This window comes from Planococcus alkaliphilus, assembly GCF_057031095.1.
The window spans coordinates 1,737,621-1,754,845 of the sequence record NZ_CM168060.1 but is presented as its reverse complement, the minus strand read 5'-3'; the positions used below and the strand labels follow the sequence as shown (position 1 = coordinate 1,754,845).

Below are 17,225 nucleotides of genomic sequence, written 5' to 3'. Positions count from 1 at the left end.
AATCTATTCCAAATGTACAAACTTGAGCGCATCGCTTAATTTTTTCGTTTTACGATCAAAGCAGTCAATTCCTCTAGCAGCTGCATATTTCCGCCAAGCGAACGAATGGCCGATAATGCTTCAGAAGCATGGTAATCCAGCTTTTCTTTTGCTTTTGGCAAAGTTAACAGACCTGGATATGTGCTTTTTTCGCTTGATTCGTCTTTTCCAGCCGTCTTGCCAAGCTCCTGTGAAGTTCCCGTAACATCCAAGATATCATCCTGAATTTGGAATGCGAGCCCGAAATGTTCCCCGAATTTTGAAAATGCCAGAATTTGCTCTGGCGTCGCCCCGCCTAATATTGCGCCAGCTAAAATGCTGTACGTCAGCAAAGCCCCTGTTTTCAAACGATGGACTTGCTCCAGTTCTTCCAAACTCAATTTCTTTTCTTCGCCTTCAATATCCAGCACTTGGCCGCCGACCATGCCTTCAGCACCAGCTGATACACTCATCAAATCGATCAGACGGATTTTGTCATCGCTTGAAACATGCTGCAGACGTGCCACAACACCGAAACTATAAGTCAATAAGGCATCCCCAGCTAGAATTGCGACGGCTTCGCCATAAACTTTGTGATTCGTCGGCATTCCCCGTCTCAAATCATCATTATCCATGCTTGGTAAATCATCATGGATCAGCGAATACGTATGGATCATTTCAATGGCTGCTGCCACTTTTATAGCATCCGGGTGGCTGCCGCCAAGTTCATGGACCACTGCCAGCAATAAAATCGGGCGGATCCGTTTGCCGCCGGCTTGCAAGGAATAATCCATGGAATCTTTTAATGAAGCAGGAATTTCCAATTGCTTGATCAATGACGCTAATTCATTTTGGATTAATGGTTCGTTCACTTCTCGGAATGTAGTCAGATTCATTTGGAAGTCCCATCCATTTCTACATCAATTGAAACTTCTTTGCCGTCATTCATCATCGTGACCAGCTGCTTCTCCGCACTCTGCAATTTATCGTGGCACACTTTGGAAAGCTCCATCCCTTTTTGATAAAGCGTCAAAGCTTCTTCAAGCGGTACATCCCCTTGCTCTAACTGACGGACTATCTCTTCTAATTGTTCCATCGCTTGGTTAAACATGATTTCTTTTTCAGCCATTTTCTTTATCTCCTTCACTCGTAAGATTTCGTTCAGTCACTAATGCCTTTAATGTGCCATCTTGTAAGGAAACGGTTAATTCGTCGCCCTTTTCAACTTGTTTGACGCTTTTTACGACTTGCCCTTCTTTATAGGAAATCGAATAGCCGCGATCCATAATTTTCAAAGGACTCAAAGCATCCAAGGTCCGCATTGCAGATGAGAATTGCTGCTGATTCGAACGGAGCTGGGCAGAAAGCAGATGATCGAGCCTCCGCTCCAATTGGCCAATATCGATTGCAGACTGTTTGATGCGTTGGACAGGTGTGCGATTTGCCAATTGATTATGCAGATAATTATGGCGCTCTTTCGCCCGTACAATCAGCTGATCCGTTTCGCGCTGCAACGAATCCGTCGCTCGTTCGACCCGTTCAATAAATGGGCGGTATAAGCGGTCCGGATATGCTAACGGCATTGAATTCATCAACCGGTTTAATGCTGTTTTATCTTTTGTAATCATATTGGAGGTCATGCGGTACATGGCTGACCGGTAACCGAGCAGCCGGTCTATCAATTCGGCTTTGCTTGGCACTGCCAGTTCCGCAGCGGCAGTCGGCGTAGGAGCCCGCAGGTCAGCGACAAAATCGGAAATGGTCGTATCCGTTTCGTGGCCAACTGCGCTAATGATCGGAATTTGCGACTGAAAAATCGCTCGTGCAACCGCTTCTTCATTAAATGCCCATAAATCTTCAATCGAGCCGCCTCCGCGGCCAACGATCATCACATCAAAATCACTTTTTCCAGCCGCTTGAATGGACTGGACAATCGACTGTGTCGCTTGTGCACCTTGCACCAGTGTTGGGAAAATAACCACTTTAGCCAGCGGATAACGCCGTTTCAACGTGGTAACGATATCCCTAACCGCTGCACCGGTTGGAGCTGTCACCACTGCAATCCGCTTCGGAAAACGAGGGAACGGCTTTTTATGCACAGCATTGAACAAGCCTTCTTTTGCCAGTTTTTCTTTCAACTGCTCGAAAGCCAGATAATAATCCCCTATTCCATCTGCTTGCATCGATTGGGCATACAATTGATATTGCCCCGAAGCTTCGTAGACATTGACATCTCCCCGAATCAAGACCGTCATGCCACTTTCCGGCTTGAATTTAACGGATTTTGCATTCGCTGAAAACATGACCGCAGCGAGACGGGCCGAATTGTCTTTTAACGTAAAGTAAATATGTCCACTTGTATGGATTTTGACATTCGACAATTCCCCTTTAACGTAAACGTCGCGCAAATGGGGATCCGCGTCAAATTTCTTTTTTATGTATTTGGTTAATGCTTTTACTGATAAGTACGGGTCGGCCGACAACAAATTTCAACCCCTGTCTAAGAAATTAAAAAGCTGTCTTTCTTTCGAAAAACAGCTTCATTTCTATCCATTTTACATCGTTTTACCGGTTTTGTCTTTCGTCAAACCGTTTTCAGCCGATTGAAGCGTATTTCCCATCAGCATTGCGATGGTCATTGGCCCGACACCGCCGGGAACAGGTGTGATATAAGATGCTGTTTCCAAGACATCGTCAAAATCCACATCGCCGCATAATTTTCCATTTTCATCACGGTTCATGCCGACATCAATAATGACAGCACCTGGTTTGATATAACGATGATTGATGAACTTAGCTCTACCGATGGCAGAAATTAAGATATCCGCCTGTTTTGTATAAGAAGGAAGATCTTTTGTTCTTGAGTGGCAATACGTGACCGTCGCATTTTCCTGAAGCATCAACTGGCCAACAGGTTTTCCGACAATATTGCTGCGCCCAATCACCACAACATGTTTTCCAGCGGGATCGATTTGATAATGCTCGAGCAATTTCATAATGCCATGCGGCGTGCATGGAAGGAATGCTTCTCGTCCGATCATCATATTGCCGACCGAAACCGGATGAAAGCCATCTACATCTTTTGAAGGATCAATTGTCAGGATCACTCCAAATTCGTCGATATGGGCTGGCAACGGCAATTGCACCAGAATCCCATGAATTTCAGGATCGTTGTTCAGCCCTCTAATTGTTTCAAGCAATTCGTTTTCACTAATTGTATCCGGATATTGATGAAGATCGGAACGCATTCCCAGAGCTTCGCAGGTTTTTTTCTTGTTTTTCACATATGTAAGAGATGCAGGATCTTCGCCAACAATAACAACCGCTAGACCAGGCACCACACCTTGCTGCTTTAAATTTTCCACTCTCGTTTGCACTTGCTCTTTAATTTTTCGGCTTACTGCTTTACCATCAATGATTGTTGCAGCCATTTAAAACCCTCCAATTAGTTTGCCAGTTCGTCAGTGAATTTCGATAATACCCCATTTACAAATCGGCTGGATTTATCGTCTCCAAATGTTTTGCTCAATTCGATTGCTTCGTTCATCACTACATTTGAAGGTGCATCTTCCATAAAGGAAAGTTCAAATACGGCCATTCTTAAAATGGTGCGTTCTACTTTCGGAAGGCGCTCAAGCGACCAATTCTCCAAATGCCCTTTTAATTTATCATCGATTGCTGGCATATTTTGGAAAGTTCCTTGGACAAGCAAGCTATAGAAATTGTCCTGCTCTGTCCCCATCACATGTTCAATCGCTTCTTCGATCGTCAATTCGGTGCCGTCCAACTGAAATAAAGTCTGGAGCGCCTTTTCACGTGCTTCATGTCTTTTCATATCTATTCCCGATCTCCTTTTCACAACTAATTACCCCTCATTATACAGGTATTCAGCCTGAACTTCCATGTTTGAAATCTTTAGACAAATTCCTTCAATTCTGGAATTGGTGTTGATTTCAACCGCTAAATGAATCGGGAGTGACCTCATTTCATATTTTCCAGCCAGTGATAAGCAAAACAAAAAGCCATACCTTTTCCTCATTTTCGGAAAAGGTATAGCTTAACATTATTCGCCTGCTGGAGTATCGAACTGAATTCCAGTGATATGTACATTCACTTCTTGAGTTTGAAGAGATGTCATATTTTCAAGTGTTTGGCGCACTTGTTCTTGTATTTTCAATGCCGTTTTCGGAATGGAAACTCCGTAATTGACTACACAATACACGTCAATCATCAAACCTTCTTCTGATAAATCGGTTTTAATGCCTTTGCCATGGACTTTTTTTCCAAGACGCTCAACCACATCAGAAGCAAAGTTTCCGCGCATGCTGGCCACTCCTTCAATGTCTGTTGCAGCAATGCTCGCAATAATCTCCAATACTTCAGGAGCAACTTCGATATTGCCTAGGTCTTGAGCGCCTTTTGATTGCATGCGTACATAAGGTGCAGTTTTTTCAGCCATCGGTTGGTATCCTCCTTTTAGGATTCCAATACATCATATTTCTCTAAGAATTTTGTATTGAAGTCTCCAGATTTAAACACTTCGTGATCCATCAATTTCGAATGGAACGGAATGGTCGTATGAACGCCTTCGATTACAAATTCGCCAAGTGCACGCTTCATTTTTGCAATCGCTTCTTCGCGTGTGTCTGCAAATGTGATCAATTTCGCGACCATCGAATCATAGTACGGCGGGATGCTATACCCAGGGTACATTGCTGAATCGATGCGTACTCCAAGTCCGCCTGGCGGAAGGTACATATTGACTTTGCCTGCTGATGGCATGAAGTTTTTAGCCGGGTTCTCCGCATTGATGCGGCATTCAATCGCCCATCCTTTAAATTTCACGTCTTCTTGCTTATAAGCCAATGTTTCCCCAGAAGCCACTTTTAGTTGCTGCTGGATCAGATCAATTCCTGTAATCATTTCAGTGACGGGATGCTCAACTTGAATTCGTGTATTCATTTCCATGAAATAGAACTTTTGGTTGACCGCGTCAAAGATGAATTCGACTGTGCCTGCACCACGGTATTGAACAGCTAAAGCAGCTTTAACTGCAGCATCGCCCATTTGTGCACGGATTTCAGGCGTCAATGCCGGTGATGGTGCTTCTTCGACCAATTTCTGCATACGGCGCTGAATCGAACAATCGCGCTCTCCAAGATGGATCGCATTTCCATGCGAATCGGCCAGCACTTGAATTTCCACGTGGCGGAAATCTTCGATGAATTTTTCAATATAGACGCCAGGATTGCCAAAAGCAGCTGCCGCCTCTTTTTGGGTCATGCGAAGTCCGGTAATGAAGTCTTCACGATTGCGGGCCACACGGATGCCCTTGCCGCCTCCGCCTGCTGTCGCTTTGATGATGACCGGGAATCCAAGTTCTTCAGCAATTTCCAAACCTTCTTTTTCGCTCCCTACAATGCCTGTGGATCCAGGAACGACCGGCACGCCGGCTTTTCTCATCGTTTCACGGGCAACGTCTTTTGTTCCCATTTTAGAAATGGCATCGGAAGTTGGGCCGATGAACATGATGTCGCACGCTTCACAAAGCTCAGCAAAACTCTCATTTTCTGCAAGGAAGCCATATCCTGGATGAATGCCGTCACAATTCGTCAGTTTAGCGACACTCATGATGTTTGAGAAGTTCAAATAACTGTCTTTGGAAAGTTTCGGACCGATGCAATAAGCTTCATCGGCGAGTTCCACATGCAAAGCTTCTTTATCTGCTTCAGAATAGACCGCTACGGTTTCAATGCCCATTTCTTTGCAAGCACGAATAATCCGGACGGCAATTTCACCACGGTTTGCTATTAAAACTTTTTTCATGGCCATAACCCTCCTCACTTCGTTTTGACGAGGAATAAAGGTTGGCCGTATTCGACAAGCTGGCCGTCTTTGACAAGAATCTCAGCAATTTCCCCATCCACTTCCGCTTCGATTTCATTGAATAATTTCATCGCTTCTACGATGCACACGACTTGATCAGCAGATACTTTTGTTCCTGGCTGGACGTATGCTTCTTCTTCCGGCGACGGCGACTTATAGAATGTACCAACCATCGGAGAAAGGATTTTGTGCATATTGTCTTCTTGGGCTGCTGGAACTTCAGGAGTTTCCTCGGAAATCAATTCCTCCGCTTTTGCTGCTGGTGCAGGAGTTGAAACTGGTGCAGTTGCTGTTTGAGCCGCCGGTTCAGCTGCAGGCGCCAAAACTTGGGCAGGCGCTGAAGAACTTACTGTACTGCCGCTTTTCTTCAACTTCACTTTTGTACCTTCAGATTCATATGTGAATTCATCAATTGAAGAATTATCCACTAATTTAATGATTTCTCGGATTTCTTGAATTTTCAATGTATCCAACTCCCTTTTATGTATGTAATGAACTACTCTACCATTTTAGACTTTTTTGAATGGTTTGGAAATAGCCTGATGGACATTTAAAAAAAGGCCTCTATAGGAAGAGGCCGGATTTTTTTAGCAAGAATAGCTCCATTGCGCCATTGCTTAATATTCCTAATGCATAAATGGAACTAAAGACCTTGCTAGGGCTGCATCATGAGTCGACACACATTTTCCGAACTTATTGTGCGCGTGATACGTATGAAGAGTCTGTTGTGTTAATGATCAAATGATCACCTTCATTGATGAAAAATGGAACTTGTACGACCAAGCCAGTAGTAAGCTTAGCTGGTTTTGATCCACCGCTAGCTGTGTCGCCTTTGATGCCAGGATCCGTTTCAGCAACTTCCAAAACGACAGTGTTCGGCAATTCAACGCCCAAGACTTCCCCTTGGAACTGGATGACTTGAACTTCCATATTTTCCTGCAAGAACTTCAATTCATACTCGATGTTTTTTTCGTTCAATTCGATTTGATCGTAAGTTTCTGTATCCATGAAAGCATGCTCATCGCCATTTGCATACAGATATTGCATTTTGCGGTTATCAATCTGGGCTTTCGCCACTTTTTCACCGGCACGGAACGTTTTTTCCGTTACGCTGCCTGTACGCAAATTACGCAGTTTCGAGCGGACGAATGCTGCACCTTTGCCAGGTTTTACGTGCTGGAATTCCATAACGCGCCAAATTCCGCCATCCACTTCAATTGTTACACCTGTTTTAAAATCGTTTACTGAAATCATTTGAGTTCCTCCGTTTGTTATAAAATGCGTAGCTCTTTTGTGGAGTTAGTTAATCGTACGTTTCCTGACTCGGTAATTAGTATATCATCTTCGATGCGTACTCCGCCAATTCCCGGAAGATAAATTCCCGGTTCCACTGTTACAGCCATGCCTGGCTCAAGCGCCGTCTGTGATTTAAATGATAACCCAGGACCTTCATGGACTTCAAGCCCGATGCCGTGTCCCGTAGAATGGCCAAACGCCTCGCCATAGCCTTTGGACTTAATGTAGTCACGCGCGATTGCATCCGCTTCGATTCCAGTCATCCCCGGACCGATTTTTTCAACGCCAAGCACTTGTGCATCCAAGACGATTTGGTAGATTTCCTTCATTTTTTCAGAAGGTTCTCCTACCGCAACTGTACGGGTGATATCTGAAATATATCCGTTATAGAGTGCTCCATAATCAAGTGTAATCATATCGCCTTGTTCAACGATTTTGTCTGTTGCAACTCCGTGCGGCAATGCAGAACGAAGGCCTGAGGCAACAATCGTATCAAATGATGAAGACGTCGCGCCTTGTTTGCGCATGAAGAATTCCAGTTCATTTGAAATTTCGAGTTCCGTCTGCCCCGCCTTGATGAAACCGCAAATATGTTCAAAAGCATCATCTGCAATTTTTGCTGCCGCTTTTAAGATTTCGACTTCTTCCGGTGTTTTGATCATGCGGATTTTTTCAATCAAGCCACTGACTGGCTTTAATGCCGAGCCCATTTTTTCCTGGTATTGAAGATAAGAAGAATAAGTCACGTAATCCTGTTCAAAAGCCAATGATTCGATGCCAAGCTCTTTCGCTTTTTCAGCTGCTTCTTCGAGTAGATTCGTTTTCGCTTGTACGACTTTAAATTCCGTCACTTGTTCGGATGCTTGCTCCGTATAGCGGAAATCTGTGATGAAAAATGCCTGTTCCTTCGTCACAAGTGCCAATCCTGCAGATCCCGTAAAGTTTGTTATGTACCGTAAGTTATAAGAACTGGTCACCAATAATGCTTCGATGTTTTGCTTTGCCATTTCATTGCGCAATTTTTGTAATTTCAATTTCGCCATTCCCCTCTAGTTTCGAAATAATAAAGCCTGCAAGCCAAGTTTGTATACGTCTTTTCCAAATCCTGCAATCTGTCCGGCAGCTACCGGTGCAATGTAGGAGTGGTGCCGGAATTCTTCCCGTTTGTAAACATTTGAAATATGTACTTCGATTACTGGTACTTCTATGGATGTAATCGCATCCCGGATTGCAACGCTTGTGTGTGTATACGCCCCTGCGTTTAACACGATTCCTTCTGTCCCGTCATCCGCCGCTTCGTGGATCCAATCAACTAGAGCCCCTTCATGGTTCGATTGCCGGCAATCCAAAGCTATGCCGTTTTGGGCGGAAAATTCCATTAATTCAGCTTCCAGCTCGGCCAGTGTAAATGTCCCGTAAGCTTCTTTTTCACGTTTGCCTAAGCGGTTTAAGTTCGGACCGTTCAAACATAAAACTTTCATTCCATGCACTCCTCTCCTGCCTCACCCTTTTTATTTTATCACAAGCCTCCATTCGAGCAACTTCTTCCCGTTTTCATTTTTCTTGTTTCGTCTTTTGATTTTTTCTTTATACCCTTATGTAATTAATTACATTTAAATTTAGAAATGCTTTTGGCTCTATTTTTTACTTTTTACCGAAAACCGGCAAAATAAAAAAAGCGGTGGCATGAGCCACCGCTTTTGAAAATTATGAATCGAACTTACAATCCGCATTTCAGCTGCGCATTGCAGTTTGTGCAAGTGTTGCAGCCACCCATTTCTTCAACAGTCCCTTTTCGGCAGACAGGGCAAGTGTCGCCTACTTCAGAACCGATTGTCACGTTTGTTGAACGCAAATCTTGAATGGTATCAATAAGGACGATAGGGCGCTTCCCTTTAACATCTTCCTGATGGTCTTCTTCAAATGTGTTTTCTTCCGCTTTCAGCGTTAAGACTTGTGAATCACGGCTTCCGTCTACATACACCGTTCCGCCTTTAGCGCCGCCTTTGTAAAGACGCTCATAAACGCCTTCCACTTGTTTGACTGTATAGCCGCGTGGTGCATTGACGGTTTTAGAGATGGATGAATCGATCCAGCGCTGGATGATGCACTGGACATCCGCATGCGCTTCCGGAGCTAGATCCATCGACGTAACAAATGCTTTTGGAAGATTTTCTTCATCTGCATCCGGATTGTTTTTCAAGTATTCACGGACAATATCCGCTTTTACTTCAATAAACTTGCCGAGGCGGCCGCTGCGGTAGTACGTGAAGGAATAATAAGGTTCTAGTCCTGTTGAAACGCCTACCATTGTTCCGGTCGATCCGGTCGGTGCAACCGTCAATAAATGAGAGTTGCGGATTCCGTTTTCGAGAATCGACGCACGGACCGTTTCCGGCATCCCTTGCATAAAGCCTGTTTCAGTGAAAGCTTTGCGAAGCGCTGCTGTTTCTTCATCTGTATTGCCGATTAGGAACGGGAAGCTTCCGCGTTCTGCTGCAAGTTCAGTTGATTGTTCATAGGCTGCGATGGCAATCGTCTTGAAAATTTCATCGACCAGTTCATTGCCTTCCGGGGAACCGTATTCCTTATCGCAATAGATCAGTAAATCTGCAAGGCCCATGACGCCTAGTCCGACGCGGCGTTCGCCAAGAGCCTGGACACGGTTTTCCTCGAGGAAATACGGCGTTGCATCGATTACGTTATCTTGCATGCGAACACCGACGCGCACGGTTTCTTTCAGTGCTTCAAAATCCACTTGCTTTGTTTTCGGATCCGCAAATTGCGCCAAGTTTACCGCTGCCAAGTTGCAGACTGAATACGGGGCAAGCGGCTGTTCGCCGCACGGGTTGGTTGCCACAACTTTTTGTCCGTAAGCACGGGCATTCGTTTTTTCGTTGGCATTATCGATAAAGAAAATGCCCGGTTCTGCTGAGTAAGTGGCACAGACGTTGATCAAATTCCAAAGGTCGCGGGCTTTCATTGTCCGGTATGTGCGGACTTTGTGTCCCATGCGCTCCCATTCGCGGACATCTCCGATTTCATGCCATTGTTCGTTGTAAACAGCCATTTCTTCTTTTGAATAAGACTCCACTGCCGGGAAGCGAAGTTCAAAGTCAGCGTCTTCTTCGACTGCCTTCATGAAATCGTCCGTCAATGTTACGGAAATATTTGCACCTGTCAAAAATTCTTCATTATGGACCGTGTAAGTACCGCCGTCACGCAGCTTCGTTTCCGCATCGCGCATGATTTTTTCATTGAATCCGCCCATTCCAGGAATTGCCCGGTAATTCAAGATTCCTTGATACATCGCTTCTTCCTGTTGAGTAAGCGGTTTGAATTTCAGTTTCTCGTGAGCGAGTTTCTTGATCGTCTCGTCATTCGTATTTTCGATCAAATAGCGCAGGATGCGCGGATTCTGCATTTTCGAGATGATGAACTCAGCAATATCCGGATGCCAGTCAGCAAGCATGATCATTTGTGCGCCGCGGCGAGATCCGCCTTGCTCCACCAAATGCGTCAATTTCGCAATATCGTCGAGCCATGAAACCGACCCAGATGATTTGCCGTTTACTCCGCGCGCCAGCGTATTGCGCGGACGCAATGTCGAACCGTTTGTTCCGACGCCTCCGCCTCTCGACATGATTTCCATCACTTGTTTGCGGTGGTCAGAAATGCCTTCACGCGAATCAGCTACGAATGGCATCACGTAGCAGTTGAAATACGTAACATCCGTATCAGCGCCTGCACCGTAAAGAACGCGACCTGCCGGAATGAACTTTAAATCCACTAATTGCTTGTAGAATTTCTCAAACCATTCCTGGCGTTTTTCAGCTGTTTGTTCAACAGATGCGAGCCCTGTTGCATTGCGTTTCGCGATTTGCTCATAGTAAACCTCTAAAGGTTTTTCAATGACATCCAATGAACGATTGACAATGCCGCTCGTGATTTCGTCTTCTTTGTCGATAGCACTCCGGTAATCTTCCTCAATCCACACTTTGGCGGTATTTGCCTCTTTGTCGACTGAAACGATATAGCCGAGGCCGCGCGCAGGGAATTTCGGATCTTCCTTAACAGTAAGCACCACAAAATCGCCTGCTTTTAGCGTTGCCTTAGCCGTATCCTTAAAAGAATAGCGGTCAATCATGACCAGGCGGGAAACCCCTTTATGAGTTGTTTTCATATCCGGCGTAATTTCATGGACTTGCGGAAACAGCTGAATATCCTTGTTTAATAAATTTGGATCAAGTGTATATTGGGATTGTGCAACGGAAACCATTTGACAATTCCTCCTTTATATTATATGGGGTCAAACACTATATATAGTATTATTACATTTCCCATCATACTAGATATTGAAACTTTTTTAAATAACAAAATTATAGTTAAAAGCTTAAGAAACCTGCAAAGCCGAATGCAGCAAGGTTTCCATTTTGAAAATGAGTCAAAAGTCTCCTCACGCTCTGAAATTCCACGAATCAGATGCGTATTTTTCTTTCTCTAAGCTCTTGACATATTCCATTTGTTCCGAAGTCAATATGTATGGTTCCAACTCGATTTCGAGAGATGACCGAAAGCCCTCTTTAAAGGCTTCGATGCACTCGTCCATCGTCGCTTGATAGCTGCGCAAGGAATTGATCGATACGGCCTTTTCCGGTATTTTGAGCCGCATTTTTTCCTTGGCTCCAGCGTCTGAAAAGCGGAATAAAGACAATAACTTCTCAGCATCCAGATCGATTAAAATGGCGCCATGCTGTAAAATCACGCCTTTTTGGCGAGTTTGAGCGCTGCCTGCCACTTTCTTTCCTTCGACGACCATCTCATACCAGCTCGGTGCGTCAAAACAAACCGCGGATTTCGGCTTTTTCAGGTCTGCCAGTTTTTCTGCGGTATCCGGGACTGAAAAATAAGCATCGAGGCCCAAATTTTTAAATCCTTCCAGCAATCCGCCGCTTAAAATCCGGTAAGCTTCCGTGACACTTTCAGGCATATCCGGATGCTCCTCGCTGACGATGATGCTATAAGTCAGTTCATGTTCATGCAGAACACCCCTGCCTCCTGTCGGCCTCCTGACAAATCCAAGGCCGAGCTCTTTCACCCGCTCTAAGTCAATTTCCGTTTCCGCTTTTTGAAAATAGCCGATCGACAAGGCGGCCGGCTGCCATCCATAGAACCGGATAACCGGCGGTATCAATCCTTCACTATGCCAATTCAATAAGGCTTCATCAAGCGCCATATTATAAGAAGGGCTGCAATACCCTGAATTTATAAAAAACCATCGTCCATATTTCACAAGATCGCCTCCTAAATCCATTAATAAGTGTAACATTGCCATTGAATAAGAGTCACTCCTTCTTTTATAATAGAAGTAGAAGAGAAAGGGGCAAGACAATGGATTTTCTGTATGTTATTTTAGCCGTATTATTGATCGTCATTATCTTTGCGGTTATTTCCTATTACCGCATCAAGAAAGCTGTCACTACTTTGACTCAAGAGCAATTTATCGAGGGATATCGGAAAGCTCAGCTGATTGATGTCCGTGAACCGAAAGAATTCGCAGGCGGCCATATCTTAGGGGCTCGCAACTTGCCGCAATCCCAATTGCGCCAGCGCTACAAAGAAATCCGCGCAGATAAACCTGTATACCTTTACGACCAAAATGGCGCACGCAGTGGCCGTGTGGCGTTATTCCTTAAAAAACAAGGTTATACGCAATTGTATCAATTGCAAGGCGGTTTCAAGCAATGGACCGGTAAGATCAAGTCTAAATCCTAATCAAAAAGCCTTTCCATCCCGGAAAGGCTTTTTTTCTACTAATCAGCTCGTCATCATTTAACTACAGGAGGCTACAGATGAAAATACCCATCCTATTTCCGAATACGATTGAAGTTCAGGAAGTTCTGCCTTATTACGCCGCTTTTTCCATTGTTTCAGAAAAGATCTTTTCTATACTAAACGATCGTTCGAATGGACAATGGAAGCAGATCGATATCTCAGAGCCCGTTATCCAGCTTAGCACGCACCTACTCGACATGATGGAAAATGGCCATCTGCCTTACGATACGCTCTCTTATATATATGAAGCCAAACCTCTCGGCAAAATCACTAACGTGTCCGATGCAAATGATAAAGGCCATATTAAAATCCAGGAGACTTTTGAAAACCGCTTAATTTATTTTCCTGGCTATGATGTCGCTCTTGCGCAGATACCTTTTTTCACCTCTTCTGAAAACAGCTGGCCCGAATTTCAATGCTTTGCCAAGTCCGTAGAAGATGCCTTTTCATTTCTTGAACACGCCAACGAAATGGTGCGCCAAGCCCTGATGAACAATATCACTTTCCTTGTCGATACGGAAGAAGGCGTGAAACGCCGGAATTATGGAGAGATGGCGATCGTTTCCCGCGCAGACGTTATGCTGGAACAAAAAGTGAAAACGGATATTTTCCGCTCCATCGATGAATTTTTCAAAGACGGCGGCCAATTCTTCAAAGAGTACGGCGTTCCTTATAAACGCGGCATCCTGTTGTACGGCGCCCCTGGGAACGGCAAAACGACGCTGGTCAAGTCCATTACAGGCTCGACCAATGCACCCGTCATCTACTGGCAAATCACAGAATACACGAACAGCTACACGATTCAGGAAGTTTTCGGCATTGTATCCCGCTTAGCCCCCGCCATCATGGTCATTGAAGATATCGATTCCATGCCGGAGTTCACCCGATCGGTCTTCCTGAACACCTTAGACGGCACACAATCACGCGAGGGCTTGTTTATCATCGGGACGACCAATTATCCGGAAAAAATCGATCCTGCCTTGATCAACCGCGCAGGGCGCTTTGACAGGGCGTATGAAATTCCATCGCCAAATAAAGAATTGCGAAAATCCTACTTGGAAAAACTCGATGTCAAATCGATTTTCACCGATTCCCAGCTGGAGCATATGGCTGAACTGAGCAAAGGGCTTTCCATTTCGCAGATGAATGAATTGTATATGTCTTCAGCGCTGAACTGGCATTACGAAGGCGATTCCAACTATGAAAACAGCATCCGAGAATTGCAAAAGCAAAACAAGCGCACCCAGCAGAACGATTGGGTTGAACAAGATACCACAATCGGTTTTTAAACAGTGAAAAGCCCGATGGAAAAATTCCATCGGGCTTTTTTTGCATTTTGTTTTTATTCTATTCTGGTTTAGTGTAGCGGAGCACCGGCTTGCGGGCTGCTTGTGTTTCATCCAAACGTTTGATGACCGTCGTATGCGGTGCATCTTGGACGATTTCCGGATTTTCTTCCACTTCTCTCGCGATTTGGATCATCGCGTCGATAAAAGCATCCAAGGTTTCTTTGGATTCTGTTTCAGTCGGTTCGATCATCATGCCTTCTTCCACATTCAACGGGAAGTAGATCGTTGGCGGATGGTAGCCGAAATCGAGCAGGCGTTTTGCCATATCCAATGTACGAACGCCCAGTTTCTTCTGGCGGCGGCCGCTCAACACGAATTCGTGTTTGCAATGACGATCATACGGCAAGTCGAAATGCGGCTGCAATTTCCGCATCATGTAGTTGGCATTCAAGACCGCATATTCCGTTACAGCTTTTAAGCCGTCTGGTCCCATTGAACGGATATACGTATATGCCCGGACGTTGATGCCAAAGTTGCCATAAAACGGCTTCACGCGTCCGATGGATTCCGGACGGTTATAGTCGAACGTCAAGCCTTGATCTGTTTTAACAAGCACAGGTTTTGGCAAGTACGGAATCAAGTCTTTCTTCACGCCGACAGGACCCGATCCCGGGCCACCGCCGCCGTGAGGGCCAGTGAAGGTCTTGTGCAGGTTCAAGTGGACAACGTCAAAGCCCATGTCTCCTGGACGTGCTTTTGACATAACCGCGTTCAAGTTAGCGCCGTCGTAATACAATTTCCCACCGACTTCATGGATGATGGCAGCCATTTCGAGAATCTGCTCTTCAAATAAACCAAGCGTGTTCGGGTTGGTCAACATCAAAGCAGCCGTATCTTCACCGACTACGCGTTTCAGGTCTTCCAAATCAACGAGGCCGTGTTCATTCGATTTCACCGTTACGGTTTCAAATCCGGCAACGGTTGCAGAAGCGGGGTTTGTCCCGTGTGCTGAATCGGGAACAATGACTTTCGTGCGTTTCATATCGCCTCTTGACTCGTGGTATGCCCGGATCATCATCAAGCCTGTCCATTCGCCGTGTGCACCTGCAGCAGGCTGAAGCGTCACTTCATCCATTCCGGTAATTTCTTTTAAATGTTCCTGAAGATCAAACAATAATTCCAATGCACCTTGGACTGTCGATTCCTCTTGCAATGGGTGGATATTTGCGAACCCAGGGAACCGCGCAACCGATTCATTGATTTTCGGGTTGTATTTCATGGTGCATGAGCCAAGCGGATAGAATCCAGAGTCCACACCGTGATTGCGTTTAGATAATGCAGTGTAATGGCGCATGATATCCAGTTCGGAAACTTCGGGAAGATCCGCTGCTTCATCGCGCACTAATTCTTCCGGAAATAGCTCGGCAAGATCGATTTCCGGCACGTCTAAGTCCGGCAGGCTATAGCCGATGCGGCCTTCTTTTGTCATTTCAAAAATGAGCGGTTGATTGTCCTTATGCATGAGTAGCCCCCACTTCTTGCACTTTCGCAGTCAATTCCTGCACAAATGCATCGATTTCTTCTTTTGTCCGCTGTTCCGTAACACATACGAGCATATGGCCATCCAATTCATCGTAGCTGCGGCCAAGATCGTATCCGCCAATAATTCCTTTTGCTAATAAGCCCGCATTCAATTCTTTGATCGGTGCATTGACTTTAACAACGACTTCATTGAAATGAGCGCCGCTAAATGGAATTTCGAAACCGGCTCCATTAAGTTGCTGTTTCATATAATGTGTTTTCGTAATGTTTTGGACTGCCATTTCTTTTGTTCCGACTTTCCCGAGAGCTGTCATCGCAACAGAAGCGGCGAGTGCATTCAAGGCTTGGTTTGAACAGATATTCGACGTCGCTTTATCGCGGCGGATGTGCTGCTCGCGCGCTTGCAAAGTCAACACAAATCCGCGGCGACCATCTTCATCGACCGTTTCACCGACTAAACGGCCAGGTACTTTACGCATCAATTTTTTGGTCACTGCGAAATAACCGCAATGTGGGCCGCCGAATGCTTCAGCGATTCCAAAAGGCTGTGCGTCGCCGACTGTAATATCAGCACCTAATTTCCCAGGAGCCGTTAATGCGCCGAGTGAAAGCGGATTTGCGGATACTGCAAATAGCGCTCCTGCCTCGTGGATGACCGGCTCCAATTCTTTCAAGTTTTCAACTTGGCCGAAGAAGTTCGGATACTGTATCATCACCGCTGCGACATTATCGTCGATCATGTTTTTCAAAGCTTCCAAATCAGTATGGCCGTCTTTCAACGGAATTTCTTCTACTTCGATGGATTGTCCAAGCGCATAGGTGCGGACAACATCACGGGATTCCGGATGGACAGCACGTGAGATGAGAATTTTCTTGCGGCGTGTATGGCCAGCTGCAAGCATTCCCGCTTCCGCTAAGGCCGTTCCGCCGTCATACATGGAAGAGTTGGCAATATCCATGCCTGTCAATTCGCTGATCATTGTCTGGAACTCGAAAATCGCCTGCAATTCACCTTGGGAAATTTCAGGCTGGTACGGTGTGTAAGCCGTATAAAATTCAGAACGTGAAATGACATGGTCGACGATGATCGGTTTGTAATGATCATATACACCGGCTCCGAGGAAAGAAGCAAAGCGATTGGAATCCGCGTTTTTAGCAGCGAGAGCAGCCAATTCCTTTGTCAAAGAAGACTCGGATTTAGCCGGTTTAATCTTGTATTCTCCTTTGAAGCGGACTTTCTCAGGAATATCTGCAAACAATTCATCAATTGATTCGATTCCGATAGCTTCCAGCATTTCTTTTTCGTCTTGAGACGTCATTGGTAAATAGCGATGTTTCATTGAGTGCTGACCCCTTTTC

At 45.3% G+C, this 17,225-nt stretch carries 17 protein-coding genes; 2 read left to right on the top strand and 15 right to left on the bottom strand.

What is annotated here, in order from left to right:
- Positions 1-35: 35 nt before the first annotated feature.
- The 13 genes from AC2EXB_RS09420 to AC2EXB_RS09360 form a co-directional block, all read right to left on the bottom strand.
- Entirely contained in the window at positions 36-914 is an 879-nt protein-coding gene (locus AC2EXB_RS09420; RefSeq protein WP_483604617.1) for a polyprenyl synthetase family protein, read from the bottom strand.
- Positions 911-1,147: an exodeoxyribonuclease VII small subunit gene (gene xseB / locus AC2EXB_RS09415; protein WP_235199098.1), complete on the bottom strand. Its 237-nt coding sequence runs from the start codon at positions 1,145-1,147 to the stop codon at positions 911-913. The genes AC2EXB_RS09420 and xseB overlap by 4 nt, the downstream gene beginning before the upstream one ends.
- Positions 1,140-2,501, bottom strand: a complete 1,362-nt coding sequence (xseA, locus tag AC2EXB_RS09410; RefSeq protein WP_483604615.1) for an exodeoxyribonuclease VII large subunit — start codon at positions 2,499-2,501, stop codon at positions 1,140-1,142. The genes xseB and xseA overlap by 8 nt, the downstream gene beginning before the upstream one ends.
- A gap of 72 nt (positions 2,502-2,573) precedes the next feature.
- Complete coding sequence (gene folD, locus AC2EXB_RS09405; RefSeq protein ID WP_483604614.1) at positions 2,574-3,449, bottom strand: bifunctional methylenetetrahydrofolate dehydrogenase/methenyltetrahydrofolate cyclohydrolase FolD; 876 nt, start codon at positions 3,447-3,449, stop codon at positions 2,574-2,576.
- Between the two features lie 14 nt (positions 3,450-3,463).
- Positions 3,464-3,853, bottom strand: a complete 390-nt coding sequence (nusB, locus tag AC2EXB_RS09400) for a transcription antitermination factor NusB (RefSeq protein ID WP_235199095.1) — start codon at positions 3,851-3,853, stop codon at positions 3,464-3,466.
- A 228-nt stretch (positions 3,854-4,081) separates the two neighbouring features.
- The gene (locus tag AC2EXB_RS09395) at positions 4,082-4,477 is read right to left on the bottom strand and encodes an Asp23/Gls24 family envelope stress response protein (RefSeq protein ID WP_251472971.1); all 396 of its coding nucleotides are present in this window, start codon (positions 4,475-4,477) and stop codon (positions 4,082-4,084) included.
- 17 nt (positions 4,478-4,494) lie between these two features.
- Positions 4,495-5,844: an acetyl-CoA carboxylase biotin carboxylase subunit gene (gene accC / locus AC2EXB_RS09390; protein WP_483604613.1), complete on the bottom strand. Its 1,350-nt coding sequence runs from the start codon at positions 5,842-5,844 to the stop codon at positions 4,495-4,497.
- 14 nt (positions 5,845-5,858) lie between these two features.
- Entirely contained in the window at positions 5,859-6,368 is a 510-nt protein-coding gene (accB, locus tag AC2EXB_RS09385; protein WP_483604612.1) for an acetyl-CoA carboxylase biotin carboxyl carrier protein, read from the bottom strand.
- Positions 6,369-6,597: 229 nt separating this feature from the next.
- Complete coding sequence (gene efp, locus AC2EXB_RS09380; RefSeq protein WP_483604610.1) at positions 6,598-7,158, bottom strand: elongation factor P; 561 nt, start codon at positions 7,156-7,158, stop codon at positions 6,598-6,600.
- A gap of 17 nt (positions 7,159-7,175) precedes the next feature.
- Entirely contained in the window at positions 7,176-8,243 is a 1,068-nt protein-coding gene (locus tag AC2EXB_RS09375; RefSeq protein ID WP_483604609.1) for a M24 family metallopeptidase, read from the bottom strand.
- A gap of 6 nt (positions 8,244-8,249) precedes the next feature.
- Positions 8,250-8,681 carry a type II 3-dehydroquinate dehydratase gene (gene aroQ, locus AC2EXB_RS09370; RefSeq protein WP_483604607.1) on the bottom strand — a complete coding sequence of 144 codons (432 nt, stop codon included), beginning with the start codon at positions 8,679-8,681 and terminating at the stop codon, positions 8,250-8,252.
- Between the two features lie 239 nt (positions 8,682-8,920).
- Positions 8,921-11,479, bottom strand: a complete 2,559-nt coding sequence (locus tag AC2EXB_RS09365; protein WP_483604606.1) for a vitamin B12-dependent ribonucleotide reductase — start codon at positions 11,477-11,479, stop codon at positions 8,921-8,923.
- A 177-nt stretch (positions 11,480-11,656) separates the two neighbouring features.
- A complete protein-coding gene (locus AC2EXB_RS09360) occupies positions 11,657-12,514 on the bottom strand; it encodes a lipoate--protein ligase family protein (RefSeq protein ID WP_483604733.1) in 858 nt (285 codons plus the stop codon).
- A 77-nt stretch (positions 12,515-12,591) separates the two neighbouring features.
- On the opposite strand from AC2EXB_RS09360, the gene AC2EXB_RS09355 reads away from it, so the two are divergent.
- Positions 12,592-12,975: a rhodanese-like domain-containing protein gene (locus AC2EXB_RS09355; protein WP_052651746.1), complete on the top strand. Its 384-nt coding sequence runs from the start codon at positions 12,592-12,594 to the stop codon at positions 12,973-12,975.
- Between the two features lie 77 nt (positions 12,976-13,052).
- A complete protein-coding gene (locus AC2EXB_RS09350) occupies positions 13,053-14,324 on the top strand; it encodes an AAA family ATPase (protein ID WP_483604604.1) in 1,272 nt (423 codons plus the stop codon).
- Between the two features lie 58 nt (positions 14,325-14,382).
- Here AC2EXB_RS09350 and gcvPB read toward each other — a convergent pair whose 3' ends face one another.
- Together gcvPB and gcvPA are read right to left on the bottom strand one after the other, a co-directional pair.
- Positions 14,383-15,846 carry an aminomethyl-transferring glycine dehydrogenase subunit GcvPB gene (gene gcvPB / locus AC2EXB_RS09345; protein ID WP_483604602.1) on the bottom strand — a complete coding sequence of 488 codons (1,464 nt, stop codon included), beginning with the start codon at positions 15,844-15,846 and terminating at the stop codon, positions 14,383-14,385.
- A complete protein-coding gene (gene gcvPA / locus AC2EXB_RS09340) occupies positions 15,839-17,206 on the bottom strand; it encodes an aminomethyl-transferring glycine dehydrogenase subunit GcvPA (RefSeq protein WP_483604601.1) in 1,368 nt (455 codons plus the stop codon). Before gcvPA ends, gcvPB begins: the two co-directional genes overlap by 8 nt.
- Between the last annotated feature and the right edge of the window lie 19 nt (positions 17,207-17,225).

Excerpts from the sequence above, each read along its gene's own strand:
- AC2EXB_RS09420 (WP_483604617.1), bottom strand. The coding sequence starts at position 914 with ATGAATCTGACTACATTCCGAGAAGTGAACGAACCATTAATCCAAAAT.
- xseB (WP_235199098.1), bottom strand. The coding sequence starts at position 1,147 with ATGGCTGAAAAAGAAATCATGTTTAACCAAGCGATGGAACAATTAGAA.
- folD (WP_483604614.1), bottom strand. The coding sequence starts at position 3,449 with ATGGCTGCAACAATCATTGATGGTAAAGCAGTAAGCCGAAAAATTAAA.
- nusB (WP_235199095.1), bottom strand. The coding sequence starts at position 3,853 with ATGAAAAGACATGAAGCACGTGAAAAGGCGCTCCAGACTTTATTTCAG.
- AC2EXB_RS09395 (WP_251472971.1), bottom strand. The coding sequence starts at position 4,477 with ATGGCTGAAAAAACTGCACCTTATGTACGCATGCAATCAAAAGGCGCT.
- accC (WP_483604613.1), bottom strand. The coding sequence starts at position 5,844 with ATGAAAAAAGTTTTAATAGCAAACCGTGGTGAAATTGCCGTCCGGATT.
- efp (WP_483604610.1), bottom strand. The coding sequence starts at position 7,158 with ATGATTTCAGTAAACGATTTTAAAACAGGTGTAACAATTGAAGTGGAT.
- AC2EXB_RS09375 (WP_483604609.1), bottom strand. The coding sequence starts at position 8,243 with ATGGCGAAATTGAAATTACAAAAATTGCGCAATGAAATGGCAAAGCAA.
- aroQ (WP_483604607.1), bottom strand. The coding sequence starts at position 8,681 with ATGAAAGTTTTATGTTTGAACGGTCCGAACTTAAACCGCTTAGGCAAA.
- AC2EXB_RS09365 (WP_483604606.1), bottom strand. The coding sequence starts at position 11,479 with ATGGTTTCCGTTGCACAATCCCAATATACACTTGATCCAAATTTATTA.
- AC2EXB_RS09360 (WP_483604733.1), bottom strand. The coding sequence starts at position 12,514 with ATGGATTTAGGAGGCGATCTTGTGAAATATGGACGATGGTTTTTTATA.
- AC2EXB_RS09355 (WP_052651746.1), top strand. The coding sequence starts at position 12,592 with ATGGATTTTCTGTATGTTATTTTAGCCGTATTATTGATCGTCATTATC.
- AC2EXB_RS09350 (WP_483604604.1), top strand. The coding sequence starts at position 13,053 with ATGAAAATACCCATCCTATTTCCGAATACGATTGAAGTTCAGGAAGTT.
- gcvPB (WP_483604602.1), bottom strand. The coding sequence starts at position 15,846 with ATGCATAAGGACAATCAACCGCTCATTTTTGAAATGACAAAAGAAGGC.
- gcvPA (WP_483604601.1), bottom strand. The coding sequence starts at position 17,206 with ATGAAACATCGCTATTTACCAATGACGTCTCAAGACGAAAAAGAAATG.